The organism is Achromobacter sp. NPDC008082, from assembly GCF_042957345.1.
GTDB lineage: Bacteria > Pseudomonadota > Gammaproteobacteria > Burkholderiales > Burkholderiaceae_B > Achromobacter > Achromobacter kerstersii_A.
The window spans coordinates 589,334-615,956 of record NZ_JBIBIB010000002.1 but is presented as its reverse complement, the minus strand read 5'-3'; the positions used below and the strand labels follow the sequence as shown (position 1 = coordinate 615,956).

General features: G+C 63.8%; 24 protein-coding genes. 12 read left to right on the top strand and 12 right to left on the bottom strand.

Annotated features, from left to right (window positions below; all coding sequences use genetic code 11):
• Nucleotides 1-7: 7 nt before the first annotated feature.
• The 4 genes from msrQ to ACFZAI_RS09820 all read right to left on the bottom strand — a co-directional run bounded on the left by msrQ (nucleotide 8) and on the right by ACFZAI_RS09820 (nucleotide 3,428).
• Nucleotides 8-655: a protein-methionine-sulfoxide reductase heme-binding subunit MsrQ gene (gene msrQ / locus ACFZAI_RS09835; protein WP_391566728.1), complete on the bottom strand. Its 648-nt coding sequence runs from the start codon at nucleotides 653-655 to the stop codon at nucleotides 8-10.
• A gap of 8 nt (nucleotides 656-663) precedes the next feature.
• Entirely contained in the window at nucleotides 664-1,626 is a 963-nt protein-coding gene (gene msrP / locus ACFZAI_RS09830) for a protein-methionine-sulfoxide reductase catalytic subunit MsrP (RefSeq protein WP_391567098.1), read from the bottom strand.
• A 171-nt stretch (nucleotides 1,627-1,797) separates the two neighbouring features.
• Nucleotides 1,798-2,463 (bottom strand): HAD family hydrolase, encoded by a 666-nt coding sequence (locus ACFZAI_RS09825; protein WP_391566727.1) that lies wholly within the window; start codon nucleotides 2,461-2,463, stop codon nucleotides 1,798-1,800.
• A 2-nt stretch (nucleotides 2,464-2,465) separates the two neighbouring features.
• Entirely contained in the window at nucleotides 2,466-3,428 is a 963-nt protein-coding gene (locus tag ACFZAI_RS09820) for an RluA family pseudouridine synthase (RefSeq protein ID WP_175169603.1), read from the bottom strand.
• A 524-nt stretch (nucleotides 3,429-3,952) separates the two neighbouring features.
• On the opposite strand from ACFZAI_RS09820, the gene ACFZAI_RS09815 reads away from it, so the two are divergent.
• Nucleotides 3,953-7,069: an Rne/Rng family ribonuclease gene (locus ACFZAI_RS09815; RefSeq protein WP_391566726.1), complete on the top strand. Its 3,117-nt coding sequence runs from the start codon at nucleotides 3,953-3,955 to the stop codon at nucleotides 7,067-7,069.
• Nucleotides 7,070-7,210: 141 nt separating this feature from the next.
• Here ACFZAI_RS09815 and ACFZAI_RS09810 read toward each other — a convergent pair whose 3' ends face one another.
• The 5 genes from ACFZAI_RS09810 to argE all read right to left on the bottom strand — a co-directional run bounded on the left by ACFZAI_RS09810 (nucleotide 7,211) and on the right by argE (nucleotide 12,277).
• Entirely contained in the window at nucleotides 7,211-7,759 is a 549-nt protein-coding gene (locus ACFZAI_RS09810; RefSeq protein ID WP_054424052.1) for an acyloxyacyl hydrolase, read from the bottom strand.
• A 237-nt stretch (nucleotides 7,760-7,996) separates the two neighbouring features.
• Nucleotides 7,997-8,872, bottom strand: coding sequence for an acetyl-CoA carboxylase, carboxyltransferase subunit beta (gene accD, locus ACFZAI_RS09805; protein WP_062679495.1), 876 nt, complete (start codon nucleotides 8,870-8,872; stop codon nucleotides 7,997-7,999).
• 36 nt (nucleotides 8,873-8,908) lie between these two features.
• Nucleotides 8,909-9,772, bottom strand: coding sequence for a tryptophan synthase subunit alpha (trpA, locus tag ACFZAI_RS09800; RefSeq protein ID WP_391566725.1), 864 nt, complete (start codon nucleotides 9,770-9,772; stop codon nucleotides 8,909-8,911).
• A 4-nt stretch (nucleotides 9,773-9,776) separates the two neighbouring features.
• On the bottom strand, nucleotides 9,777-10,976 hold the full coding sequence (trpB, locus tag ACFZAI_RS09795; protein ID WP_391566724.1) for a tryptophan synthase subunit beta: 1,200 nt from the start codon (nucleotides 10,974-10,976) through the stop codon (nucleotides 9,777-9,779).
• 149 nt (nucleotides 10,977-11,125) lie between these two features.
• Nucleotides 11,126-12,277 (bottom strand): acetylornithine deacetylase, encoded by a 1,152-nt coding sequence (argE, locus tag ACFZAI_RS09790; RefSeq protein WP_391566723.1) that lies wholly within the window; start codon nucleotides 12,275-12,277, stop codon nucleotides 11,126-11,128.
• Nucleotides 12,278-12,413: 136 nt separating this feature from the next.
• Here argE and ACFZAI_RS09785 point away from each other — a divergent pair, with 136 nt between their 5' ends.
• Nucleotides 12,414-13,727, top strand: coding sequence for an MFS transporter (locus tag ACFZAI_RS09785; protein ID WP_391566722.1), 1,314 nt, complete (start codon nucleotides 12,414-12,416; stop codon nucleotides 13,725-13,727).
• 42 nt (nucleotides 13,728-13,769) lie between these two features.
• On the opposite strand, the gene ACFZAI_RS09780 is transcribed toward ACFZAI_RS09785, so the two are convergent.
• A complete protein-coding gene (locus ACFZAI_RS09780) occupies nucleotides 13,770-16,127 on the bottom strand; it encodes a RelA/SpoT family protein (protein WP_391566721.1) in 2,358 nt (785 codons plus the stop codon).
• 105 nt (nucleotides 16,128-16,232) lie between these two features.
• On the opposite strand from ACFZAI_RS09780, the gene ACFZAI_RS09775 reads away from it, so the two are divergent.
• Both ACFZAI_RS09775 and ACFZAI_RS09770 read left to right on the top strand, forming a co-directional pair.
• Nucleotides 16,233-17,066: a zinc-dependent peptidase gene (locus ACFZAI_RS09775; protein ID WP_391566720.1), complete on the top strand. Its 834-nt coding sequence runs from the start codon at nucleotides 16,233-16,235 to the stop codon at nucleotides 17,064-17,066.
• Nucleotides 17,063-17,572 (top strand): NAD(P)H-dependent oxidoreductase, encoded by a 510-nt coding sequence (locus tag ACFZAI_RS09770; protein ID WP_391566719.1) that lies wholly within the window; start codon nucleotides 17,063-17,065, stop codon nucleotides 17,570-17,572. The genes ACFZAI_RS09775 and ACFZAI_RS09770 overlap by 4 nt, the downstream gene beginning before the upstream one ends.
• Nucleotides 17,573-17,677: 105 nt before the next feature.
• Here the strand turns inward: ACFZAI_RS09770 and ACFZAI_RS09765 are convergent, their stop codons facing one another.
• Together ACFZAI_RS09765 and pncB are read right to left on the bottom strand one after the other, a co-directional pair.
• Complete coding sequence (locus ACFZAI_RS09765; RefSeq protein ID WP_006218017.1) at nucleotides 17,678-18,028, bottom strand: RidA family protein; 351 nt, start codon at nucleotides 18,026-18,028, stop codon at nucleotides 17,678-17,680.
• A 66-nt stretch (nucleotides 18,029-18,094) separates the two neighbouring features.
• Nucleotides 18,095-19,270: a nicotinate phosphoribosyltransferase gene (pncB, locus tag ACFZAI_RS09760; protein WP_391566718.1), complete on the bottom strand. Its 1,176-nt coding sequence runs from the start codon at nucleotides 19,268-19,270 to the stop codon at nucleotides 18,095-18,097.
• Nucleotides 19,271-19,427: 157 nt separating this feature from the next.
• On the opposite strand from pncB, the gene fdxA reads away from it, so the two are divergent.
• The 8 genes from fdxA (at nucleotide 19,428) to ACFZAI_RS09720 (ending at nucleotide 26,538) form a co-directional block, all read left to right on the top strand.
• Nucleotides 19,428-19,751, top strand: a complete 324-nt coding sequence (fdxA, locus tag ACFZAI_RS09755) for a ferredoxin FdxA (protein ID WP_054424067.1) — start codon at nucleotides 19,428-19,430, stop codon at nucleotides 19,749-19,751.
• A 49-nt stretch (nucleotides 19,752-19,800) separates the two neighbouring features.
• On the top strand, nucleotides 19,801-20,601 hold the full coding sequence (locus ACFZAI_RS09750) for a ferredoxin--NADP reductase (RefSeq protein ID WP_391566717.1): 801 nt from the start codon (nucleotides 19,801-19,803) through the stop codon (nucleotides 20,599-20,601).
• 212 nt (nucleotides 20,602-20,813) lie between these two features.
• Entirely contained in the window at nucleotides 20,814-22,040 is a 1,227-nt protein-coding gene (locus tag ACFZAI_RS09745) for a polyhydroxyalkanoate depolymerase (protein ID WP_391566716.1), read from the top strand.
• Between the two features lie 111 nt (nucleotides 22,041-22,151).
• Nucleotides 22,152-22,796, top strand: a complete 645-nt coding sequence (rsxB, locus tag ACFZAI_RS09740) for an electron transport complex subunit RsxB (RefSeq protein WP_391566715.1) — start codon at nucleotides 22,152-22,154, stop codon at nucleotides 22,794-22,796.
• Entirely contained in the window at nucleotides 22,793-23,428 is a 636-nt protein-coding gene (nth, locus tag ACFZAI_RS09735; RefSeq protein WP_054424076.1) for an endonuclease III, read from the top strand. Before rsxB ends, nth begins: the two co-directional genes overlap by 4 nt.
• Before the next feature lie 353 nt (nucleotides 23,429-23,781).
• The gene (locus ACFZAI_RS09730; protein ID WP_391566714.1) at nucleotides 23,782-24,555 is read left to right on the top strand and encodes an ABC transporter ATP-binding protein; all 774 of its coding nucleotides are present in this window, start codon (nucleotides 23,782-23,784) and stop codon (nucleotides 24,553-24,555) included.
• Nucleotides 24,552-25,262 carry an ABC transporter ATP-binding protein gene (locus ACFZAI_RS09725; protein ID WP_391566713.1) on the top strand — a complete coding sequence of 237 codons (711 nt, stop codon included), beginning with the start codon at nucleotides 24,552-24,554 and terminating at the stop codon, nucleotides 25,260-25,262. The genes ACFZAI_RS09730 and ACFZAI_RS09725 overlap by 4 nt, the downstream gene beginning before the upstream one ends.
• Nucleotides 25,263-25,323: 61 nt before the next feature.
• Complete coding sequence (locus ACFZAI_RS09720) at nucleotides 25,324-26,538, top strand: ABC transporter substrate-binding protein (protein WP_391566712.1); 1,215 nt, start codon at nucleotides 25,324-25,326, stop codon at nucleotides 26,536-26,538.
• Nucleotides 26,539-26,623 lie beyond the last annotated feature (85 nt).

The following is a 26,623-nucleotide window of genomic DNA, read 5'->3' as shown; positions in this document are numbered from 1 at the left end:
GCAAACGTCAGCGCCTGCGCCGCCACCACACCACAATCCGCCAGCCCAGCAGCAAGGCCAGCACCGCCGCATACAGGGCGGGCTGCGCCAGATCGTTCTTGCCCGCCTTGTGCCACCAGTAATGCAGCACCGCCAGCAGGCCAATGGCGTAAATCGCGCGGTGCAACTGCTGCCAGCGCTTGCCCAGCTTTCGCATGGCCCACTGCGTGGAGGTCGCCGCCAGGGCGGTCATCAACACAAACGCCGCAAATCCCACGGTGATGAAGGGACGTTCGCCGATGTCTTGCAGCATGGCGGCGGGGTCCAAGCCCCGGTCCCACCAGACCCAGGCCGTGAAATGCATGGCGCCGTAGAAGAACGCAAACAGGCCGCACATGCGGCGCAGGCGCACCAAGGCGGGCTGCCCGGCCAGGCGGCGCAACGGGGTGATCGCTAGCGTCACCAGCAGGCAGACGAGCGTCCACGTGCCGGACGAGCGGGTCAGAAACTCAACCGGATTCGCGGTCAGCCCGTTATTCACGCCCAACCAGATCCAGCGCGCAAACGGCGCCAGGCCCAAGAGAAACAAAACCGGCTTGAACCGTCCAACCGTCTTGGCGGACAGTTGTGTCTTGCGCGGCGGCGCCACCGAAGACGGCGTTGAAACGTCAGGCATAAGCGCGCTCAGTAATTCGCCTTCAGGTCCATGCCCTGATAGAGCGACGCCACTTGCTCGCCATAGCCGTTGAACATCAAGGTCTTGCGCTTGGGGCTGAACAGGCCGTCCTCGCCGATGCGGCGTTCAGTCGCCTGGCTCCAGCGCGGATGCGGGACGTTGGGATTCACGTTGGCGTAGAAACCGTATTCCTGCGGCGCGGCCTTGATCCAAGACGACACCGGCAATTTTTCCACGAGACGAATCTTCACCAGGGACTTTGCCGACTTGAAGCCATACTTCCACGGCACAGCCAGCCGCAGCGGCGCCCCGTTCTGGTTCGGCAGCACCTTGCCGTAAACGCCGAACACCAGCATGGCCAGCGGATTCATGGCTTCGTCGATACGCAGGCCTTCCACATAGGGCCATTCCAGGATGGCGGCGCGCACGCCCGGCATGTTCTCGCGCTGCACGGCCGTGACAAATTCAACATACTTGGCGTTGCCGGTGGGCTCGACCTGCTTGAGCAGTTCCGATACCGAATAGCCCACCCACGGAATCACCATGGACCAGCCTTCCACGCAGCGCAGCCGATAGACCCGCTCTTCCATGGGCGCCAGTTTCAGCAATTCTTCGATGGTAAAGGTGCGCGGTTTGGCGACCTCGCCCTCTACAGAAACCGTCCAAGGGCGCGTCTGCAACTTGCCGGCGTTGGCGGCGGGGTCGCCCTTGTCGACGCCGAATTCGTAGTAATTGTTGTAGGACGTGACGTCGGCAAGCGACGTCTGTTTGTCCATGACGCTGAGCGAGCCGTTCGGCTTGGCCGGCAGCGCACCGGCCTCTTGCGCGAACGCGCTGCGGGTTGCCCAACCCGGCAAACCGACGGCGGCGGCGGTCAGCCCGGCGCGCAGCATCAGTTCGCGGCGCGAGCGCCAGACGGCCTCGTCAGTGATTTCGGACGGAAGAATATCGTCGGGCTTACGTATCAACATCATGGTCTCCGGTTCGGCGCCAGCCAGCCATGGCCGCGCCCAGCGCATGTCATAGACGTTGCGCGGTCCCATGATATTCCGCGGCGGCACGCCTGCGGATAGGAACTTTCAGATTGACCTTGGGCGCGGCCGGACGTTCCCGTCCGGCCGCGCAACCGAAGGTCCGCCGGGTCAGGCGCTGGCGGCCACGCGAGGCAGCAACCAGTCGCGCACGAGCGGCACGCTATCCAGCACCGCCTGCGGCGCACAACCTTGAAGTTCCTTCAGGGTGTGAGCGCCGTACGTCACACCCAGCCCATGCACCCCCGCATTGACCGCCATCTGCAAATCGTGCGAGGTATCGCCCACCATCACCACGCGCTCGGGGTCCACATCCAATTCCTGCATCAGTTCATGCAGCATCGCGGGGTGCGGTTTGCTGAACGTTTCATCAGCGGTTCGGGTCGCATCAAACAAGGGGCCCAGGCCGGTCGCGGCCAGCGCGCGGGTCAGACCGACACGGCTCTTGCCCGTGGCGACGGCCAGCCGGACATTCTGGCCGGCCAATTCGGCCAGCAATTCAGGAATGCCGTCGAACAGCCGCAGTTCGGGGTCACGCAGCAGGTAGTGCGTGCGATAGCGCTCCAGGAAGCGCGGCATCATGGCTTGCGTCAATTCCGGCACGGCACGGCGCAACGCGCTTTCCAGGGACAGACCAATGACCCAGCTGGCCTCGGACGCCGACGGCACCGCCAGCTCCAGATCGCGGCACGCGCCCTGGATGGCGGCCACGATGCTGTGCGTGGAATCCATCAAGGTGCCATCCCAGTCAAAAACGACCAGCGAATACGACGACATAATCAGACCGACTCCAGTTTTTTCAGTATTTGCCGGCACGCGGGGGGCAGCTCGGCGGTAAGGGTCAGGGGCTCGCCCGTCACCGGGTGGGCCAGCGTCAATTGATGGGCGTGCAGGAACATCCGGCCGAATCCCATACGGGAGAACTCCGCGCGCACGTCGTCATGACCGTACTTGTCGTCACCCACGATGGGAAAGCCGCTGGCCGCCAGGTGAACGCGGATCTGGTGGGTACGGCCCGTGCGCAGCTCGGCATCCACCAGGCTGTAACCGCCAAAGCGCTGCTTCAGCGTGATGATGGTGTGCGCCGTCTGGCCGTCCGGGTCCACCTTGACGCGGCGCTCGCCGGATTGGGTGGTCCACTTGGACAGGCTCAGCTTGATGTGCTGGCGATCATTGACCCAGTCGCCCTCAACCAGGGCCAGATAGTGCTTGTCGCCCTTGCCTTCGCGCAGCATGGCATGCAGGGCCAGCAGCGCGCTGCGCTTCTTGGCCACCATGAGCAGACCCGAGGTTTCACGGTCCAGCCGGTGCACCAGTTCCAGGAACTTGGCGTCGGGCCGGGCCGCGCGCAATTGCTCGATGACGCCGAAAGACACGCCGCTGCCGCCGTGCACCGCCACGCCCGCAGGCTTGTCCACGACCAGCAGCGCATCGTCTTCAAACACCACCGGAAATTCCGCGCCAGGCACGGGCCGGGGTTTGCCGGGGTCGGGCAGCCGCAAGGGCGGGATGCGCACGATATCGCCCGCGGCGATGCGGTAGTCGACCGAGATGCGTCCCTTGTTTACACGCACTTCGCCGCCACGGATGGCTTTGTAGATATGCGTTTTGGGGACGCCCTTGCACAGGCGCATCAGGAAGTTATCCAGACGCTGGCCAGCTTGCTCGGCATCGACCTCCACCATGCGGACGGCGGGGGGGGCTTTAGAGGGGGATATAGGGGAGGAAGTTTCTTTGCGCATTGCGGAAAGCGACATATAATCGGGACAGCCTTAAGGGGCTGAACTAGCCGCCTGGCGTAGAGATGCAAACAAGTACGCAACTCCGTCGAGCGCGCGGGCCACAATTGTACTGCCTGCTGATTCAACCCCTGGGTCTCTTGGTCGCCGGCGCAACCGCGCCCTGCCGGATAGTGGTGTGGCATTCACTTTGCCCGCTGTCCCAGCAGGTCCGTTGCATGCCGCAAGCGGCTCTGAAGCACTGCAAGAATCGTCGCATATTTAAAGCACCAGCTGCGTGTAGGCAACCAATCCGACCGCAACTGCCGTTCACAGCAATTTTTCCGTCAAACCACATTCAGTGAAGCTGACCCTCCTGCTGACAGAACCCCGTGCCCCACGGCACGACGTGCCCGCCTGACCCGCGGCGGATACGCCTGGGCGCCGCCCAGGTACGGTCCGCATTTCTTGCCCGCTTCAGCCGCAGCCCGAGTGACCCGAGGTCACGCGCCGATATCGGCGCGTCATGACAACGGAGAAACCCTCTCATGAAGCGCATGCTGTTCAATGCGACGCATCAGGAAGAATTACGCGTCGCTATCGTCGATGGGCAAAAACTCATCGACCTCGACATCGAGACTGCCGGCCGCGAACAACGCAAAGGCAACATCTACAAAGGTGTCATTACCCGGATCGAACCCGGCCTCGAAGCTTGCTTCGTCAACTACGGTGAAGACCGTCACGGCTTTCTGCCCTTCAAGGAAGTTGCCCGCAGCTTCTTCAAGGAAGGCGTGGACGTCCGTAGCGCCCGCATCCAGGATGCGCTGCGCGAAGGTCAGGAACTGATCGTCCAAGTCGAAAAGGAAGAGCGCGGCAACAAGGGCGCAGCCCTGACCACGTTCATCTCGCTGGCTGGCCGCTATTTGGTCCTGATGCCCAACAACCCCCGTGGCGGTGGCGTTTCGCGCCGTGTCGAGGGTGAAGACCGCCAGGAACTGCGCGACACCATGGAGCAGCTTGAGCTGCCCCAGGGCATGAGCATCATTGCGCGCACCGCAGGCATTGGCCGCAACGTCGAAGAGCTCCAGTGGGACTTGTCCTACCTGTTGCAGCTGTGGACCGCCATTGATGGCGCCGCCCGCGACAATTCCGCGCCCATCCTGATCTACCTGGAATCCAGCCTGGTCATCCGGGCCATTCGCGATTACTTCTCGCCCGAAATCGGCGAGATCCTGATCGATACCGACGAGATCGCCGATCAGGCCACCGCGTTCATGAGCGTGGTGATGCCGGACAACGTCCAGCGCGTCAAACGCTACCGCGACGATATCCCGCTGTTCTCGCGCTTCCAGATCGAACACCAGATTGAAACGGCGTATTCGCGCACGGTGCAGTTGCCTTCCGGCGGCGCCATCGTGATCGACCACACCGAAGCGCTGGTTTCCGTCGACGTGAACTCGGCCCGCTCCACGCGCGGCGCCGACATCGAAGAAACCGCGTTGCGCACCAACTCGGAAGCCGCCGACGAAGTGGCCCGCCAGTTGCGCCTGCGCGACTTGGGTGGCCTGATCGTCATCGACTTCATCGACATGGAAGACAGCAAGAACCAGCGCGCTGTTGAACAGCGCCTGCGTGATGCGCTCCATTTCGACCGTGCCCGCGTGCAAATGGGCAAGATTTCGCGCTTCGGCCTGATGGAGCTGTCGCGTCAGCGCCTGCGCCCGGCGCTGAACGAAGGCTCGCACATCACCTGCCCGCGTTGCAACGGCACCGGCGTGATCCGCGATGCCGAGTCCAGCGCCCTGCACGTGCTGCGCCTGCTGCAAGAAGAAGCGATGAAGGAAAACACCGCGGCGGTCCACGCCCAGGTGCCGGTCGATGTGGCCACTTACCTTCTGAACGAAAAGCGCGCCGATATCACCAAGATGGAAGCCCGCCTGAAGGTCAACCTGATGCTGATCCCCAACAAGCATCTGGAAACGCCGCATCACCACATTGAACGGCTGCGCCACGATGACCCGCGCCTGGAAGAGCTGAAGACCAGCTTCGAGCTGGTGGAAGCCCCGGCCACGAACGCGCCCTGGCAGCCGCGCGAAAGCGAAATCAAGGCCCGTCCGGAAGCGCTGGTCAAGGGCATCACGCCCTCGCAGCCGGCTCCCGTGTCGACGCCCGCAGCCCCCGTCGCAGCGCCTGCGGCGCCGGCCGCCGCGGGTGGCTTGGGTGGGTTGTTCAAGCGCCTGGTTGGCTGGCTGACCGGCAACACCGAGTCCGCCAAGCCGGCAACGCCCGCCGCTCAGGAAGACAGCGCCAAGCGCGCCGCTTCCGGCCGTGGCAAGGGCCGTGCTGGCCATGACGGCCAGGAACGCCGTGGCGAACGCCATGGTTCGGACCGCAACCGTGGCAACCGCCGCGGCGAAGCGCGCGGTGAAGGCGCCGAGGGCAGCGAAGGCGGCCGTCATCACGTCCGCGGCAACCGCCGCCCCGAAGGCGAACGCCAGGAACGCGGCGACCGCAACAACCGCAACGAAGCTCGTGGCGACCGCGACACCCAGACCGCCCAAGCCGCTCTGGCGTCTAACCGCCCCGACCAGGCTGATCTGGCCAATGGCGAGGACACCGGCGCTGGCCGTAACCGCCGTCGTGGCCGTGGCCGCAACCGCCGTGAAGAAGGCCAGTCCGATGCGCCGATGAGCGAACAGGAAAGCATGGTCGCCGCGCTGGCGCAGTCCGTTGCGACCGCCCTGCCCGACACCAAGCCTGCCGCTGAAGTCGCCGCCGACGCCGCTGACCAAACCGATGGCATCCCGACCGCTGAAGGCGCAGAGGGTGCTGCCGATCCGGAACGCAAGCGCCGCCGCCGCCGCAGCCGCCGTGGCCGCCGCAGCCAGGACGAAGCAGGTCTGGCAGGCAGCGACGAGCAACTGGAAGACGGTTCGGATGACGACGCTGGCGAACAGGCTGAAGGCGTAGCCGCCCAAGCCGTGCCCGCCGAAGCTGCCGCCCCCGCTCAGGTGCAAGCTGCCCAGGCCGAAACCGCCCCGGTTGCTCCGGTCCAGGTTGTTGAAACCAAGGTGACGGAAGCCCAGGTGATCGAAGCCCAACCGGCAGCTGAACACGCTGCCGCCGACGCGCCCAAGGCCGCGCCGGTTCAAGTTGCCGCCGAAGCCCCCAAGGCCGAGCCCGTGCAAACGGCTGCCGCGGAAGTCAGCCAGCCCGTGGCCGTTGAACCCGCCACCCAGGTGTCCGCGCCGGCTGCACCGGTTGAAACGCCGGCTCACGCCGCCGCAGAACCCGTCGTGACGGCGCCCGCCGCTCCGGTCGCCGCATCGCCGGCACCGGTTGCAGCCCCGGTTGCAGCTCCGGTCGCAGCTCCGGCTGCCGAAGCAACGGCTGCCGCAGCTCCTGCTGCTCCGGCCCCTGCCGCGCCGACGCCGTCGCAACAGCCCATCGTTGTGCCGGCCGCTACGCCGTCCGCCAAGGCGCAAGCGTTGCATGACGTTGTCAACGCTGCCGGTCTGAAGTGGGTGGAAACCGACCCCGACCGTCACGCTCAGACGCAACTGCGTATCGCCGCCGCGCACACGCCGACCCGCCTGGGCCGCGAGCGCAAGCCGGTCGCGCAAGTGTCGAACGAACCGCTGGTTCAAGTCGAAACGCGCCACTAAGCCGCTCGACACAAAAAGCCCCCGTCCCCATGACGGGGGCTTTTTTTTGGGCGCTATTGGTGACGCTGCCCGATGCCTTCGGCGCGGCATAAAAAAAGCCCTCGCAGTTTGCGAGGGCTTTCAGCATTCAACCTACAGCGATCAGAACTGGTACGTATAGGTCAGTTGCACCAAATCCAAACCCGGGTTCGGACGCTTGATGCTGGCGTTGGAGAAGTGCGAATAGCGCACGCCAATACGGTTGTTCGGGGTCAGCAGGAAGCCCAGGCCGACGTGATCGCCGAACTGGAAAGCGGTACTGATGTTTTCGTCAGCGAAACGCGTGCTGGAGAACAACGTGGCGCCGATACCGGCTTCGAGGTAGAAGCGCTCACCCGTCCACCAGCGGAACATCGGAATGGCGTTGAGCTGCCAGACATGGCCCGGCGAACGCGAGCCATCGGCCTGCCAATAGGACGCGCCCAGTTCGGGGGTCAGGTCCAGGCGGCCCCAGTTGCCACCGAATTGATACGTCCACACGGACGGAGTTTCGTAGTTCAGCGTCAGGCGCTTGTAGTGGTCGCCGATGCCGTAATGCAGGCTGACGCCGCCTTGCGTACCGGTTGAGGACTGGGCGCTTGCAAGCGTTGCAGCGCCGGCCAAAGCCAAACCGACAAGGCGCGTGAGCATTTTCTTCTTGGTCGACAGCATCAAGTAACTCCGTGGATTTCTGGTCTAGTTGGCAACATATCAAAATCCGGGTCAGATAGCTCGGCGGTTGTCGCAATATGGCAACATATTTCGGTGGAAAACACTGTTCCGAAAAGCATGGTCACACTCGATACACCCTGCACCCGCCCCGGGTAACAGACACCCTCGCCGCAAAGAAAATGCCGTCTTCAAGCGTTGGCCTGACGACGGCATTTTTCATGCGAACCCACAAAGGCCTCAGGCCGTCACGACGTCCGCAGGCTGATTGGTCAACAGCGCCAGCAGACGCGCGATTTCCTCGCGCAGCTGACGGCGATCGACAACCATGTCGATCGCGCCCTTCTGCAGCAGGAATTCAGCGCGCTGGAAGCCTTCGGGCAGCTTTTCGCGCACGGTTTGTTCGATCACGCGCGGGCCGGCGAAGCCGATCAGCGCCTTGGGTTCGGCGATGACCACGTCGCCCATGAAGGCGAAGCTGGCCGACACGCCGCCCATGGTGGGGTCGGTCAGCACGCTGATGAACGGCAGACCGGCCGCCGACAAGCGGGTCAGCATGGCGTTCGTCTTGGCCATCTGCATCAGCGACAGCAGGCTTTCCTGCATGCGCGCGCCGCCTGAAGCCGCCACACAGATGAACGGCGTCTTGTTGTCCAGCGCAGCCTGGGCGCCGCGCGCAAAGCGCTCGCCCACCACCGAGCCCATGGAACCGCCCATGAATTCGAATTCGAAGCAGGCCAAGGTGGCCGGCACGCCGCGAATGGAACCGCTCATGACTACCAGCGCATCGGTCTCGCCCGTTTGCTTGACGGCCTCTTGCAGACGTTCGGGATACTTGCGGGTGTCCTTGAACTTCAGCGTGTCGACCGAACGCGTGGTCTGGCCGATTTCAACGCGGCCTTCCATGTCCAGCAGCGAATCAATGCGGGCGCGCGCGCCGATGCGCATGTGATGGTCGCACTTGGGGCACACGTGCAGATTGGCCGCCAAGTCTTCGCTGTACAGCACCGATTCGCACGACGGGCATTTCACCCAAAGGCCTTCCGGAACGCGGCGGGCGCCGCTGTCGCTGGTTTTATTGATGCGAGGAGGCAGGAGTTTTTCGATCCAGCTCATTGTTATTTCATCCCGTTAGAGGTCGCGCCGGGCCGCTCAGGCCGACGCGCCGTCTCGTTTGACTTGATCCAGCGCTTGCCGGATGGTGCGCAGCCAGCCGCCGGCGGCGGTGACGGCTGCGCCGGTTTTCTGGTCAGCCGGGGCATTCGCCGCCGCCTGCTCCATGGTTTCAATCAGTTTGCTGCCGATGACGACCGCGTCCGCCACGCGCGCCACGCGCTGGGCGCTTTCGGCGTCGCGGATGCCAAAGCCCACGCCAACCGGGATGTCGCGGATATGGCGGCGGATGACGGCAACGCGTTCAGCCACGTCGTCGGTGTTCAACGAGCCCGCGCCCGTGACTCCCTTGAGCGACACGTAATACACGTAGCCGCGCGCCACTTCCGCCACGGCCTTGATGCGCTCTTCCGTGGAGGTGGGAGCCAGCAGGAAAATCGGGGCAATGCCGTGTTCGCCCAACGTTCCGGCGAATTCGATGACTTCTTCGGGCGGGTAGTCAACGACCAGCACGCCATCCACCCCCGCGCGTTCGGCGTTGACGGCAAATGCCGTCTGGCCCATGCGTTCGATCGGGTTGGCGTAGCCCATCAACACCACCGGCGTGGTGGTGTCGCGTTGGCGGAATTCCGCCACCAGCTCCAGAACCCGGGCCAGGCCCACGCCCTGCGCAATGGCGCGATCGGCGGCGCGTTGGATCACGGGGCCGTCGGCCATGGGATCGGAAAACGGTACGCCAAGCTCGATGACATCGGCGCCCGCCTCGACCAGCGCGTGCATCAGCGGAACGGTGGCGGCGGGCGAAGGATCACCTGCCGCGATATAGGGAATCAGCGCCGCGGCGCGGCCGGATTCGGCCGTGCGCGCGAAGGCGGCAGCAATACGATCAATGCGAGTAGTCATGGTGTTAGAGCTCGATACCGGCACGTTCGGCGACGGTATGCATGTCTTTGTCGCCACGGCCCGACAAGTTGACCAGGATGATCGCGTCGCGCGGCAGCGTGGGAGCCATCTTCACCGCTTGCGCAATGGCGTGCGAGGACTCCAGCGCCGGCATGATGCCTTCGATGCGGCAGCATTCATGAAACGCCTTCAGGGCCTCATCGTCGGTGATCCCCGCGTATTCCGCGCGGCCCGAGTCTTTCAGCCAGGCATGCTCAGGACCCACACCGGGGTAATCCAGGCCGGCCGACACCGAATGCGTTTCCTGGACCTGGCCGTCGGCGTCCTGCATGACGTAAGTACGGTTGCCGTGCAGCACGCCCACCCGGCCGGCGGCCAGGGACGCCGCGTGCTTGCCGCTATCCATGCCCTCGCCCGCCGCTTCGACACCAATCAGGCGCACGTTTTCGTAGGGGATGTAGGGATGGAAGATGCCCATGGCGTTGGAACCGCCGCCCACTGCCGCCACGACGTAGTCGGGCTGGCGGCCGATGGCCTCCGGCATCTGCGTCAGGCATTCGTTGCCGATGACGGTCTGGAAGTCTCGCACCATGCGGGGATAGGGGTCGGGACCCGCCACCGTGCCGATGATGTAGAACGTGTTTTCGATGTTGGTGACCCAGTCGCGCATGGCTTCGTTCAGCGCGTCTTTCAGGGTGCGCGAACCGGAAGTCACCGGCACCACCGTGGCGCCCAGCAGCTTCATGCGGTAGACGTTCGACGCCTGGCGGCGGATATCTTCGCTGCCCATGTAGACCACGCATTCCATGCCGTAGCGGGCCGCCACCGTGGCTGTGGCCACGCCGTGCTGGCCAGCGCCGGTTTCCGCGATGACGCGCGGTTTGCCCATGCGCTTGGCGAGCAGCGCCTGGCCGATGCAGTTGTTGACCTTGTGCGCGCCGGTGTGGTTCAGGTCTTCGCGCTTGAACCAGATCTGGGCGCCGCCCAGCATCTCGGACCATCGGCGGGCATGGTAGACCGGGCTGGGCCGGCCCACGAAATGCTTGAGTTCGTAGTTGAACTCTTCCTGGAAGGCGGGATCGACCCGGTAATGGTCATAGGCGGCACGCAGCTCGTCGAGCGCGTGCATCAGCGTTTCCGCCACGAAAACACCGCCATAGGGGCCAAAATGGCCCTTGGCATCCGGAAAGTCGTAAGGTTTCACCAAGCATCTCCCCCGGTATCGCGACAGACCACTGCCGGCCGCAAATCCGGTTTGCAACCCGTCATTTTACCTGACCCGGGCGTGGCCGGGGCGGGAAGCCCCCGGCCCCGGCCGCACCCGGATCGTCCGTAGCGCCAAGTGGGCGCGAGTTACAGCGATTGGCCCAGGCGGCGCAGGAAGGTCTCGCACGAGGCCATTTGGTCCAGGGCGACATATTCGTTGGGCTTGTGGGCCTGTTCGATATGGCCGGGGCCGCAGACAACCGTGGGAATGCCAATGCCCTGGAACAGGCCGGCTTCGGTGCCATAGGCCACCTTGCGGGTGGTGCGGTCTTCGGTCAGCGCGCGCACCAGCTGGGTGATGGCGGCTTCTTCCGACGCTTCCAGCGCGGGGGCCGCGGCGCCCGTTTCGATTTCGATGGACGCGCCGTCGAATTCGGCCTTCATGCGCGGCAGGAGCTCATCACGCACGTATTTTTCGACTTCTGCCTGGATCTCATCGGGCTGCATGCCCGGCAGGTTGCGGAATTCGTAGGTGAATTCGCACAGTTCAGGGATGGTGTTGACCGCGATGCCGCCACGGATCTGGTTGGTGGTCATTGTGGAGAACGGCACGTCGTAGAACTGGTCGTACGGGCCGTTGGCCTTGAAGCTGTCGGCCAGGTCGCGAATGCGGCAGATCAGGCGGGCGGCGTATTCAATGGCGTTGCAGCCGCGCGGGGTCAAGGACGAATGCGCCGCCTTGCCGTGCACCTTGCAGCGGAACAGGTTGATGCCCTTGTGGGCCACCACCACCTGCATGCCCGTGGGTTCACCCACCACGCAGCCTTCGGGGCGGATGCCGCGTTCCAGCAAGTCGGCCAGCATGTAGGGCGCGCCCGCGCAGCCCACTTCTTCGTCATACGAGAAGGCCAGATGGATCGGCTTCTTGCGCGGCATGGCCAAAAATTCCGGCACCAACGCCAGCGAGCCGGCGATGAAACCCTTCATGTCGCACGCGCCGCGGCCATACAGCAGGCCGTCTTTTTCGATGAGCTTGAACGGGTCCGAGGCCCAATCCTGGCCATCCACAGGCACCACGTCGGTGTGGCCCGACAGGACGATACCGCCCTGCTGGTTGCCGTCTTGCGCCGGCAACGTGGCGAACAGGTTGGCCTTGGTGCGCTCGGGATTGTGCGCCAGCCACGCATCGACGCCCTGGCCCTTGAGCCAATCGCGGACGGTTTCGATCAGGGCAAGATTGGAATTGCGGCTGGTGGTATCGAAACCCACCAGCGTTTCCAGCCAGGTGCGCGCGTTCATGTGACTTCTCTGCTTTGGGGAAAAACAGAAGTGTAAAGCCAGGAAGCGCCCACGTCTCGGACGGCGCCCGGCACTGTTCACGGGTTAAGCGCCTAGAATGTCGCCCGGATTGGAATAACACCCCCAAGGAGAAACCGTGCAGCACAAAGCAGTTCCCACACGCAACATCGTGGCCGCAGTGATAGGCAACGCCCTCGAATGGTATGACTTCCTGGTGTTCGCGTTCATGACGCCGATCATCGCGAAGCTCTTTTTCCCCACCGACCCCAACCTGCCGGGCAGCGAACTCAACGCCATCCTGATGACGACCGCCATCTTCGGCGTCGGCTTCTTCATGCGCCCCGTGGGCGGCATCATCCTGGGCATGTACGGCGACAAGAAAGGCCGCAAGGCCGCGATGGTGATGGTGACCTCGCTGATGGCCGTGTCCATCGCGCTGATCACGGTGGCCCCGACGTACCACGCCGCCGGCATCCTGGCCCCGATCTTCATCCTGATCGCGCGCCTGTTGCAGGGTTTCTCGGCGGGCGGTGAATTCGGCACGTCGACGGCGCTGCTGATTGAAATGGCCCCCAACGGCAAACGCGGCTTCTACGGTTCGTGGCAGATGGCTGGCCAGATGCTGGCGCTGCTGATCGGCGCGGCTTGCGGCACGTTGATCACCGAGTTCTTCACGCAAGAACAGATCGCCGCCTGGGCCTGGCGCATTCCGTTCGCCTTCGGCCTGGTCATTGTTCCCATCGCCATCTATATCCGCAAGAACGTCGACGAAACCGACGTCTTCAAGAAGATGCAGGAAGAAGACCGCCAGGCCGCCGCGCGCGGTGAAGTGCAGCGCCTGAGCCTGGTTCAGATGATCAAGACCCACACGCGTGAAACGATGATCGGCGTGGGCCTGGTCGTGACCGCCACGGTGTCCATCTACATCACCTTCACGTATCTGGTGACGTACTCCACGCAAATCCTGAAGCTGCCGATGAAGGAAACCTTCATGGTGCAGATGGCGGGCGCGGCGCTGATGGTGCTGATGACGCCGTTCATGGGCGCATGGTCCGACCGCATCGGCCGCCGTCCGCTGGTGATCAGTTCGCTGATCGGCTACCTGATCGTGCTGTATCCGCTGTACTACTGGCTGTCGGACGCCCCGTCCATCGGCCGCCTGCTGACGGTGCAGATCGTCGTGTGCTTCTTCGTGTCGGCCTTCTTCGGCGTGTTCAGCACGGTGATGGCGGAATTGTTCCCGGCGCGCGTGCGTTCCGTGGGCTTGTCGCTTGCCTATAACGTGGCCGTGATGATCTTCGGCGGTTTCGCGCAGTTCATCGTGACGTGGCTGATCAAGACCACCGGTTCGCCGATGGCGCCGGCCTACTACGTGATGTTCGGCGTGGCGCTGGGCCTGATTGCCTCGTTCTTCATGCGCGAACGCGCGCACGAGAAGCTGGACCACTAAAGCTAGAGCCCCCACGGCCGCCCGGCCCTGGGGGTTTTCGTCCTACCGGCGCGTTGCCGAGGACACGCCCGCCACTTCGGCCAAGGCGTCCAGCGCACGGGCGAGCGATTCGCCCCCGCGCACTTCCACCGTGAACACCATATGAGCCAGCGACTGCTTGCTCTGCGTATTCACCCCCACCACGTTCAGGCGCAGCCGCGCAAAGACTTCGGACAGGTCGCGCAACAGGCCGGGACGGTCGTGCGCGCGCACGCTGACGTCCACCGGATAGAACGTGTCCGAGGTTTCGCCCCAGGCCACTTCAATGACGCGCTCGGGTTCGCGCGCGGCCAAGGCCAGATAACTGTGGCAGTCGCTGCGATGGATCGACACACCGCGCCCCCGCGTGACGAAGCCGGCGATGGCGTCGGGCGGCGCGGGGCGGCAGCAGCGCGCCAGCTGCGTCAGCAGCGAACCCACCCCCACCACCAGCACGCCGCTCTTGCCGCTTTTCTCGGCGCTGCCCGCGCTGGCGTTGCGCAGCGCCGCCGGCTGCGGCTCCACCGCAGGCCCCGGCTGCTGGAAAACACTGTCGATCTGGCGCAGGCTGAACTCTTCCTTGGCCGCCGCGACGTACAGGTCGTCGGCGCGCGCAAAGCCCAGGTTTTGCGCCAGCTGTTCCAGATTGACGGCCGTCTTGCCCAGCCGCTGCAATTCCTTTTCAACCAAGGCCTGGCCTTGGGTGATGCGTTGCTGCAATTCAATGGCGTTGAACCACATGCGCACCTTGGCGCGCGCCCGCGGGCTGGCCAGAAACCCCAACTGGGGATTGAGCCAGTCGCGCGACGGCCCGCCCGACTTGGCGGAGATGATCTCCACGGTCTGCCCGGTCGACAAGTGCGTTTGCAGCGGCACCATCTGCCCATCAACGCGCGCACCGCGGCAGCGGTGGCCCAGGTCGGTATGCAGGTGATAGGCGAAGTCCACCGGCGTGGCGCCTGCCGGGAGCTCGATCACGCGCGCTTGCGGCGTCAGCACGTAGATGCGTTCGTCCGTGTGCGCGGGCGCCTTCACCGCATTGCGGTTCCTGCTGGAGCCGGGTTTGCCTGATGCGGTCTTGTTGGATTCCGCTTTGCCGGATTCCGCTTTACCCCCAGGCTTACCCGGCTCTTGGCCGGACGCTTGTCCCGGCTCCAGCCCCGTTGCCTGGCCTGGCTCTGCGCCGCCTTCGACATCGCTGTTCCAGGCCAGCAGCTGACGCATCCACGCCAGTTGGCGGTCGTATTCACTGGACGCCGCCACCTGGCCGCCCTTCGCGCCCGCTTCCTTGTAGCGCCAATGCGCGGCCATGCCGTATTCGGCGAACTGATGCATCTCGCGCGTGCGGATCTGCACTTCGAACGGGCGGCCGTCATCGTCCGCCACCACGGTATGCAGCGAGCGATAGCCGTTAGGCTTGGGCCGCGAGATGTAGTCGTCGAACTCGTCAGACAGCGGCGTCCACATTTCGTGCACCAGCCCCAACGCCGTATAACAGGCGCGCACGTCTTCGACGATGACGCGCAGCGCGCGCAGGTCGTACATCTGCGAGAAGTCCAGCCGCTTGACGCGCATCTTGTTCCAGATGCTGTAGATGTGCTTGGGCCGGCCGCTGACTTCGGCGTCGATGCCGCTCTTAGCCAACGCCGTCTGCATGCGCTCGATAGCGCCCGCAATGAAGGCTTCGCGCTCCACCCGCTTTTCTTCCAGCAAGCGGGCGATCTGCTTGTAGCGGTCGGGTTCCAGGAAGCGAAAAGCCAGGTCTTCCATTTCCCATTTGATCTGCCAGATGCCCAGCCGGTTCGCCAGCGGCGCATACAGGTCCAGCGTTTCCTGCGCGAACCCGGTCGAGCACGGCGCCTTGCTTTCCGCGTGCCAACGCAAGGTGCGCAGCCGCGAGGCCAAGCGCATCAGCACAATGCGCAGGTCGGCCGCCATGGCCAGCAACATCTTGCGCTGCATTTCCTTTTGGGAACCGCTTTCGGCTTCGGCGTCGCTGGCTTGGCGGGCCACCACGCCCAGGCGCAAAAGCGCGCGCGTGCCTTGTACCAGCCGCGCCACTTCTGCGCCGAAGGCGGTGGCGACGGGGTCGTTGCGCAAGGCGGGCGCCGGGGCCATCAAGTCGGTGGGCAAGGCGGCCAGCAGCGCGGCGGCGCGGGTGGCGGCGTCGGTATGCAGGGCCGCCAGAATGCGGACGACGCCGGCGCCGTGGCTGGCCAAGGGCTCGCCGGTAAGCGCCTGCTGGCCTTCAAAGCGCGGCGTGGCCCAGGCGACGGCCCGGTCAATCAGCGCCAGGCCATCGGCGTCCAGGCCCGCCCCTACCTCCTGCCGCCAGGAAGCGTCAAAAGGCGAAGGCGCGTCGATAACAGGCGGGGCGGACATGAAGGGCGTCGTGCTGGGGTTGGTTGATATCCCGACACTCTACACTAGGGTTTGATCACTCAGAATCCCCTGCCATATCCCGATATATAGAAGGAACCCAAGCTTATGTTGCGCTGGCTCAAGGGCCGGGGCGCCCGCGCGTCCGAAGTGGCCGAGATGCAAGCCCGCATCTCGCCCGAACTGTGGCGGCAGGTGCTGGATGCCCACCCTTTCCTGGCGGCGTTGAACGCCGATGAAACCGATCAGCTGCTCGCGCGGTCGGCCTGGCTGCTGGCCAGCAAGACCATCAACGGCGCGCAGGGCCTGGACGTGTCGGACTTCATGCGCCTGTCGATTGCCGCGCAGGCCAGCCTGCCCATTCTGAATCTTGCGCCTGAACTCTATGAAGGCTGGGACGAAATCATCGTGTATCCGGCCAGCTTCCGCATCCCGCGTTCGCGCCAGGACGATGACGGCGTGGTTCACGAATACATCGAAGATGCGGCGGGCGAAGCGTGGGAAGGCGGCCCGCTGGTGCTCTCCTGGGAGGACACGCAGATGTCAGACGGCGGCTTCAACGTCGTCATCCATGAGTTCGCCCACAAGCTGGACCTGCGTTCCGGTTTTGCCGATGGCATGCCGTCGCTGGCCGCGCACCCGGATCTGAAACCGCAGGTATGGCGCCGCGTGCTGGACGACAGCCTTGACCGCTTCATCGCCGCGCTGGATGCCGTGGAAGCGGCCATCCCGCACGACGTGGACCCCGAAAGCGAAGCCGCCGACGCCTGGTACGGCCAATTGCCGATGGACCCGTACGCGGCCACGGACGAAGCGGAATTCTTCGCGGTCAGCTCTGAACACTTCTTCGTGGACCCGTTCCCGATGCAGCAGGCGCTGCCCGAATGGTATGACCTGCTGCGGGCCTATTACCGGCAGGACACCTTGGCGCGCTACGCATGAAGCAGCTGCTGATCGTCTGGCATTCGCGCACCGGCGCGGCGCGGCAAATGGCCGAGGCCGCTACGCGGGGCGCGCAAGCGGCCGCGGCCGAACTCGACCTGGCGGACGCCTTGTGCGTGAAGCTGCTGCGGGCCTCCGACGTTGACTCCGACGCCTTGCTGGCGAGCCACGGCTATCTGTTCTGCGCGCCCGAAAACCTGGCCAGCCTGAGCGGTGAGATGAAGGAGTTTTTTGATCGCAATTACTACGCCGTGCTCGACCGCATCCAGGGCTTGCCCTATGCCTGCGCCATCAGCGCCGGCAGCGATGGCACGGGCGCCGCGCGGCAGGTGGAACGCATTTGCACCGGATGGCGGCTGAACGCGGTGGCGCCTGCGCTGATCGTGAATCTGGGTGCGCAGACGGCTGAACAGATCGTGGCGGAAAAGACGGTGCCGGCGGCGGAGCTCTCGCGCTGCGAAGCCTTGGGCGGGCTGTTGGCGGCAACGTTGTTGATGGGGGAGTAACGCGCCCTTCGCGTTGGCGCAGGGTTGTGCAAACCCACAGAAAAAACCCCAAAGAAAAAGCCCTTCGGCATGCCGAAGGGCTTTTCACTTGCGGGCGGCAGTCGCTTAGATAGCGGCCGTCACGATGATCTCGACCTTGAAATCCGGGTTGGCCAGGCGGGCTTCAACCGTGGCGCGCGGAGGCGAATTGCCGTCAGCGACCCACGCGTCCCATGCCTTGTTCATGCCGTCGAATTCCTTGATGTTGGCCACGTAGATCTGGGCCATCAGGATCTTGGTCTTGTCGGTGCCGGCTTCGGCCAGCAGGCGATCGATCGTCGCCAGCACTTGCTCGGTCTGGCCGGTGATGTCCAGCTTGGCGTCGTCCGGCACCTGGCCTGCCAGGTACGCGACACCGTTGTACACGGCCATGTCCGACAGGCGCTTGGCGACGTGGAAGCGCTTGATGCTGCTCATGAATATTCCCCTAGAGTCGAGTTGAGTTGATGAAACTGGAAACCAGCAATTTACCCCGAGCCGCCCTCAGGCGGGAGGCAACTGAAACACCTGGCGCAGATACGCCAGATAGGCGGGATCGTCGCACATGGTTTTTTCTGGCGCATCAGACACCTTGGCCACGGGCTGGCCATTGCAGCGGACCATCTTCATGACGATCTGCAAGGGTTCATGGCCCAGGTCGTTGGTCAGGTTCGTGCCGATGCCGAACGACACCTTGCAGCGGCCCGAGAACTGGCGGGCCAGCTCGATCGCGCGCGGGAAGGTCAGCGAATCCGAGAACACCAGCGTCTTTGCGCGCGGGTCCACGCGGTTCTTGCGGTAGTGCTCAAGCAGGCGCTCGCCCCAGACGAAGGGGTCGCCAGAATCGTGGCGGGCGCCGTCGAAGAGCTTGCAGAAATACATGTCGAAGTCGCGCAGGAACGCGTCCATGCCGTAGACGTCCGACAGCGCAATGCCGAGGTCGCCCCGGTATTCCTTGGCCCAGACTTCCAGCGCGAACACCTGCGAGTCGCGCAGCCGCGGACCCAGCGCCTGACACGCCTGCAAGTATTCGTGGCCCATCGTGCCCAGCGGCAACACTTCATGCTGCTTGGCCAGCAATACGTTGCTGGTGCCTGCGAAATGCTCGCCCATCTGGGCCTTCATGGTGGACACCACTTCCTGGTGCCAAACCTTGGAGAAGCGGCGGCGCGTGCCGTATTCGGCCACGCGGAAATCGGCCAGCGCCGGGTCGTCCAGCACCAGGTGCATCTTGGATTGCAGGCGCTGGCGGCCTTCTTCCCAGTCGGGGTTCTTGCGCGTGTTGCGGAAGTAGACCTCGTTGACGATGGCCAGCACCGGGATCTCGAAGAGAATCGTGTGCAGCCACGGGCCTTTCACTTCAATGGCGATCTCGCCCGGCGCATCGCCTTCGCTGATATGGATGCAGCGCTCGGGCAGATGGAACAGGCCAAGAAAGTCGACGAAGTCGCTCTTGATGAAGCGCAAGCCGCCCAGATAATCCAGCTCATCCTGAGTGAAGCGCAGTTGGCAAAGCTGGTGCACTTCTTCACGGATTTCATCCAGATAGGGGCGCAGATCGGCCCCAACGGTGCGGCACTTGTAACGGTACTCGACCTGTGCAGCGGGGAACTGATGCAGTACCACCTGCATCATGCTGAATTTATACAGATCGGTGTCGAGCAGCGAAGTGATTATCATGATTGCGCGTATCGGTTTCGCGACACCATAGCATAGAGAACCAGGGGTTCAGGGCCATGGGCCACGAAGTCAATACGGGTATTACCGGCACATCCGGCGCGCATTGGGTAAAATCCGCCCAACAAGACACAAATGCCGCCGATCCCGGAGTTCCTGAATGACCCACGTTGTCACCGAAAACTGTATTAAGTGCAAGTACACCGATTGCGTTGATGTGTGCCCGGTGGACTGTTTTCGTGAGGGTCCGAACTTCCTCGTGATCGATCCCGACGAATGCATCGACTGCGCCGTGTGCATCCCGGAATGCCCGGCCAATGCGATCTACGCCGAAGAAGACGTGCCGCAAGACCAACTGAATTTCATCGCGCTGAACGCTGAACTTTCGCCCGAGTTCGCCAGCATCAGCCGCGCCAAGAAGCCCCTGCCGGACGCCGACGACTGGAACGGCAAGCAGGACAAGCTGCAATTCCTGGAAAAATAATCCGCGATAGCCGGCTGCCGCCTGGCGGCCGGCTTCGTGCGATGCCCCGATGACCGACGACTCCAAATACACGCGCCAAACCGTCACTCAGATCCACACCTGGGTGCCCGACAAGCTGTTCTCATTGCGCGTAACGCGCGACGACGCGTATACGTTCCTGCCGGGCCAGTTCGCCCGGGTCGGTTTACCCGGGGCGGATGATCCCAACGGCCCGCCCACCCTGTGGCGCGCCTACTCGATGGTGTCCGCCCCGCACGAGTCCGGGCTGGAGTTCTATTCCATCGTGGTTCCCGACGGCCTGTTCAGCCCGCGCATGGCGCAGTTGCGCCCGGGCGATGCCTTGTACGTCGAAAAAACGCCCTATGGTTTCCTGACGCTGGAACGCTTTGCGCCCGGCGGCGACCTCTGGCTGTTGGCCTCCGGCACCGGCCTGTCGGCCTACCTGTCGCTGCTGCGCGACCCTGCCACCTGGCGCGCCTATCGCCGCATCATTCTGGTGCACGGCGTGCGCACCGTGGCGGAGCTGGCCTACCGCGAAGAGATCGAATCCTGGGGCGCGCGGCAGGAACTGGCCGAGCTGTATGCGGCAGATCCGCAGAAGCTCATCTACCTGCCCATCGCCACCCGCGAAGCGCTGCCCGGCATGCCGCAAGAGCGCCTGACCACGCTGATCGCCGATGGCCGGCTGGAGCAGCTGGCCGGGCTGCCGCTGGACCCGGAGCAGGCGAAGATCATGCTTTGCGGCAACCCCGACATGCTGGCGGACGCTCGCAAGCTGCTGGGCGAACGCGGTTTCAAGCCGGGCCGCCGCGGCATACCGGGCAACCTGGCAGTAGAAAATTACTGGTGATTCCGCACTGACCGGCCTAGTGCATAAATCCTCCCTTTGGTCTCTATGCTGGGCAAAAAAACGCCCTAAACTGGTGCCTAAGGGGATGACGGGTCTCTTTTTAGCAACAGAATCCCGGTGTTAGCCGCAGTTTCTTTAGGCTGATTGGATATATCTTTAGTCCTCGGCGCAATAATCGGGGCACACGCTCGACCCAGAAGGACATCCTCCAAATGCTGTACCAATTGCACGAAATGCAGCGCGCCTTCCTGACTCCGTTCGCTGCATTCACGGATGCCGGTTCTCAGCTGTTCTCCAGTCCCTACAGTCCCCTCGCTTACACCCCGATTTCCCGCCAGATGGCCGCGGGGTACGAGCTGATGACGCGTATCGGCAAGGAATACCAGAAACCCGCCTGGAATCTTCCCACCACCGAAATCAACGGCAAGTCCGTTCGCGTGACCGAAGCGGTGGCGTTGGACAAGCCCTTCTGCCGCCTGGTGCACTTTCACCGCGACGTGCGCGTGGCTGGCCGCGATGACCCCAAGGTGCTGCTGGTTGCCCCGCTGTCGGGCCACCATGCGACCTTGCTGCGCGACACCGTGCGCGCCCTGCTGCCCAACCATGACATTTATGTCACTGATTGGGTCGACGCCCGCATGGTTCCGCTCGCCGCCGGCCCGTTCCATCTGAACGACTACGTGCGCTACGTGCAGGATTTCATCCGCCACCTGGGCCCCGACGTACACGTGATTTCGGTTTGCCAGCCCACCGTGCCGGTGCTGGCCGCCGTGTCGCTGATGGCCACCGCCAATGACCCCTGCCAGCCGCGCAGCATGGTCATGATGGGCGGCCCCATCGACCCGCGCCAGTCGCCCACGCAGGTGAACCGCCTGGCCACCACCAAGCCCTATTCGTGGTTTGAAAGCCAGGTGATCCACCCGGTGCCGCCGCGTTACCCGGGCGCGGGCCGCAAGGTCTACCCTGGCTTCCTGCAGCACGCCGGGTTCATGGCCATGAACCCCGACCGCCACATGAAGTCGCACTACGAGTTCTACCTGGACTTGCTGCGCGGCGACGACAGCGACGCCGAAGCGCACCGCCGCTTCTACGACGAATACAACGCCGTGCTGGATATGCCGGCCGAGTTCTATCTGGACACGATCCGCATGGTGTTCCAGGACTTCGCGCTGCCCAGCGGCACGTGGGAAGTTGACGGCCAGACCGTGCGCCCCGCCGACATCAAGAAGGTGGCCCTCTTCACCATTGAAGGCGAGCTGGACGATATCTCGGGCCAGGGCCAGACGCGCGCGGCCATCAAGCTGTGCAAGAACATCCCCGCCGAGCGCAAGTCGCACTACACCGCGCCGAACTGCGGCCACTACGGCATTTTCTCGGGCCGCCGCTGGCGCGAAATGATCTGTCCTAAAATTGCCGAATTCATCCGGCAATCGGCTTGACGACGGCGCAGCGCCGTCCGGCAGGTGACGCGCGGGCCTGGCCCGCGCCACCTCAAGCCTGATCCGTATTTCACGGGGCCCGCGTGGCCCCTTTTCTTTTATTGGCCTTACATGTCCTGTCGCTCACTTGCCGACCGCATCGACGCCTTGCTGCCCCAGACGCAATGCACCAAGTGCGGCTATGACGGCTGCCGGCCTTATGCCGACGCCATCGCGGACGGCTCAGCACCGATCAACCGCTGCCCGCCCGGTGGCGACGACGGCATCGCCGCGCTATCCGCTTTGCTGCAAACCCCCGCCCTGCCGCTGGACCTAGAACGCGGCGAACCCGGCCCGCTGCTGGTCGCCCGCATCGATGAGGCGCACTGCATCGGTTGCACGCTGTGCATCCAGGCCTGTCCGGTTGACGCCATCGTGGGCGCCAACAAGCACATGCACACCGTGCTGGCCGATTGGTGCACGGGCTGTGATCTGTGCGTGGCGCCCTGTCCGGTGGACTGTATTCAAATGGTGCCTGCCGGCCGCGCCTGGACCGCAGAAGACGCCGCCATCAGCCGCCAGCGGCACCGCAGCCATCTGGCGCGAGCCGAACGTCTGGCTGCCGACAACGCCCGCCTGATGGCGCCCGAGGCGCCCGCCGCCGCCAGCGCGCCTACCCCCGCCGCCGCCGACGCGCAAAGCGAAGACCGCAAGCGCTCCGCCATTGAATCCGCGCTGGCCCGCGCCCGGGCCCGCCGCAATCCGACGCAGTCATGAACGCAGCCAAACGCCGTGAGATCTTCGCCCGCCTGCAAGCGGCCAACCCGAACCCCACCACCGAACTGGAATACGACACGCCGTTCCAGTTGCTGATCGCGGTGCTGCTGTCGGCGCAGGCCACCGACAAATCGGTCAACATCGCCACGCGTAAATTCTTCCCGCAATACGGCACGCCCGAAGCGTTGCTGGCGCTGGGCGAAGAAGGCTTGTCCGATTACATCAAGACCATCGGGCTGTACCGCACCAAGGCCAAGAACACGATCGCCACCTGTCGCATCCTGCTTGAGCATCACGGCGGCGAAGTGCCGCAAACGCGCGAGGCGTTGGAATCGCTGCCGGGCGTGGGCCGCAAGACGGCCAACGTCGTGCTCAACACCGCATTCGGCCAGCCCACGATGGCGGTGGATACGCATATCTTTCGCGTGTCGAACCGCACCGGTATCGCGCCGGGCAAGAACGTGCTTGAAGTGGAAGACAAGCTCGTGAAGTTCATTCCGCGCGAATATATCCAGGATGCCCATCACTGGCTCATCCTGCATGGCCGCTACATCTGCGTGGCGCGCAAACCGAAGTGCCCCCAATGCGGCATTTCCGATCTGTGTGAATTCAAACAAAAAACACCCGCGTAAACCCTGCGGTTTAAATATGGCATTGTGATTTCAACGAGTGGAAAACCGGGGTTTTCCCTCGCTGAATTTGTTTGATCAGTTGATAAGAATCAACGCGTATTTGCTGCAACGCATTGCGCTTGGAAAAGGGTTTTCCCGCCTTGCGCGGCGTGTATTGTCGGCGTGCCGACAATTGAGCTTTCCGCACTGCAAAACCTATGTAAAACCCTCATGGAATTTTGATAAAGAGGTCCGCATACTCGCCGGCAACTCATCAGAAAACTACGAGACATCTCTGGTTTTCCGACCCCGCGGGGGTCTGCCGCAATGACGGCAGGCAGAGACCATATAAATACAACGCTGGTGCAGCGGACATGGATGACACAATCCTGGAGACAAAAGGCCTCACCAAGGAGTTCCGCGGATTCGTCGCGGTCAATGGGGTCGATTTGCGTATCAAGCGAGGCGAGATTCATGCCTTGATCGGGCCTAACGGCGCGGGCAAGACCACATGCTTCAACCTGCTTACCAAGTTCTTATCTCCCACGTCGGGAACCATCAAGTTCAACGGTATCGACATTACCGGCGAGCGCCCCGCGCAGATTGCGCGGCGTGGCGTGATTCGCTCGTTCCAGATTTCGGCGGTGTTTCCACACCTGACCGTGCTGGAGAACGTGCGCATCGGCTTGCAGCGCAAGACCGGGCTGTCGTTTCACTTCTGGCAAAGCGACAAGCGGCTGGCGTCCTTGAACGAGCCGGCGCGCGCGCTGCTTGAACAGGTGGACCTGGGCGCCTTCGCGGACGAGACCACGGTGAACCTGCCGTATGGCCGCAAGCGCGCACTGGAAATCGCCACGACGCTGGCGATGGAACCCGAACTGATGCTGCTGGACGAGCCCACGCAGGGCATGGGCCACGAAGACGTGGACCGCGTCACGCAGCTGATCAAGCGCGTCAGCGCCGGGCGCACGATCCTGATGGTGGAACACAACATGAACGTCGTGTCCTCCATCGCCAACACCATCACCGTGCTCGCGCGCGGCTCGGTGCTGGCCGAAGGCACGTACGCCGAAGTCTCCCGCCATCCGGCCGTGATGCAGGCGTACATGGGCACCACCGACGGCGAACTTCAAGGAGCGCACGCATGAGCACCCCGGCACTGGAAATTTCAGGCTTGCAAGCCTGGTACGGGGAATCGCACATCCTGCACGGCGTGGATATGCGCGTGGGGCAAGGCGAAGTTGTCACGCTGCTGGGCCGCAATGGCGCGGGCCGCACCACGACGTTGCGCGCGATTCTCGGGCTGACGGGCTCCCGCAAGGGCTCGGTGCGCATTCACGGCACCGAAGCCATCGACCTGCCCACCTACAAAATCGCCCACCTGGGCGTGGGCTATTGCCCCGAAGAACGCGGCATCTTCGCCAGCCTGTCTTGCGAAGAAAACCTGCTGCTGCCGCCGGTCGTGGGTTCGCTGGGCGGCGGCATGTCGCTGGCCGAAATCTACGACATGTTCCCCAACCTGCAAGAGCGCCGGAATTCACCGGGCACACGCTTGTCGGGCGGCGAACAACAGATGCTGGCCGTGGCGCGCATTCTGCGCACCGGCGCCAATCTGCTGCTGCTGGACGAAATCTCCGAAGGCCTGGCGCCCGTCATCGTGCAGGCGCTTGCCCGCATGATCAAGGCGCTGAAGCAGCGCGGCTACACGATCGTCATGGTCGAGCAGAACTTCCGCTTCGCGGCTCCGCTGGCTGACCGCTTCTACGTCATGGAGCACGGTCAGATCGTCGAGCATTTCGAAGCCGCAGAACTTTCAGAAAAACAGGACACGCTCAACGAATTGTTGGGCGTCTAAAACAACCTGTCATCCGCCGGAATCCCGGCAACACTACACCGTAGGGAAGAGGAGTCATCCCATGAAGCTGCACACCATCACTGCTGCACTGGCCATGGCGGGCCTGGGATTTGCAGGGGCAACCGCCCACGCGCAAGGTATCTCCGACGATGTCATCCGCATCGGCTTCATCACCGACATGTCGGGCGTGTATTCCGACATCGACGGCAAGGCTGGTCTGGACGCGATCCGCATGGCGATCGAAGACGCCGGCGGCACCATCAACGGCAAGAAGATCGAAGTCGTCTCGGCCGACCACCAGAACAAGGCCGACGTGGCGTCGGCACGCGCACGCGAATGGTTCGATCAACAAAAGGTCGACGTCATTGTTGCGGGCACGAACTCGGCCACCAGCCTGGCCATGGCGGCCGTGGCGGCTGAAAAGAAAAAGCCGTTCATCGCCGTGGGCGCAGGCGCATCCGACCTGACCAACGCGCAATGTTCGCCCTACACCGTCCACTACGCCTACGACACCGTGGCGCTGGCGCGCGGCACGGGTTCGGCAGTGGTGAAGGACGGCGGCAAGAGCTGGTTCTTCCTGACGGCCGACTACGCTTTCGGCCACGCGCTGGAACGCGACACGATGGCCGTTGTGAAGGCCGCAGGCGGCGAGATCAAGGGCCAGGTGCGCGCACCGCTGGGCGCCTCGGACTTCTCGTCCTTCCTGCTGCAAGCGCAGGCATCCAAGGCGCAGATCCTGGGCATGGCCAACGCGGGTGGCGACACCATCAACACCATCAAGGCCGCCAATGAATTCGGCGTGACCAAGACGATGAAGATGGCCGGCCTGCTCGTGTTCATCAACGACGTGCACTCGCTGGGCCTGCAAGCCACGCAAGGCATGTACCTGACCGACGGCTGGTACTGGGATCAATCCGACGCCTCGCGCGCCTGGGCCAAGAAGTTTGAAGCCAAGGTCGGCCGCAAGCCGTCGATGCTGCAAGCGGGCGATTACTCGTCGACGATGTTCTACCTGAACGCCGTGAAGGCAACGGGCACGGACGACGCCGACACCGTCATGAAGTGGATGAAGTCGAACAAGATCAACGACTTCTTCACCCAAGGCGGCTATGTGCGCGAAGACGGCCGCATGGTCCATGACATGTACCTGATGCAAGTGAAGACCCCGGCCGAATCCAAGGGCCCGTGGGACTACTACAAGGTCGTGGCCACGCTGCCTGGCGACGAGGTCTACACCAAGCTGTCCGAGTCCACCTGCAAGCTGGTCAAGAAATAATTCCCGGCTCATGTGACACCAGGGTGCGGCCCGGCGCGGGCCGCGGCCGCACCTTGAATTTGCTCGCTTCCATCCGTACGCGCAG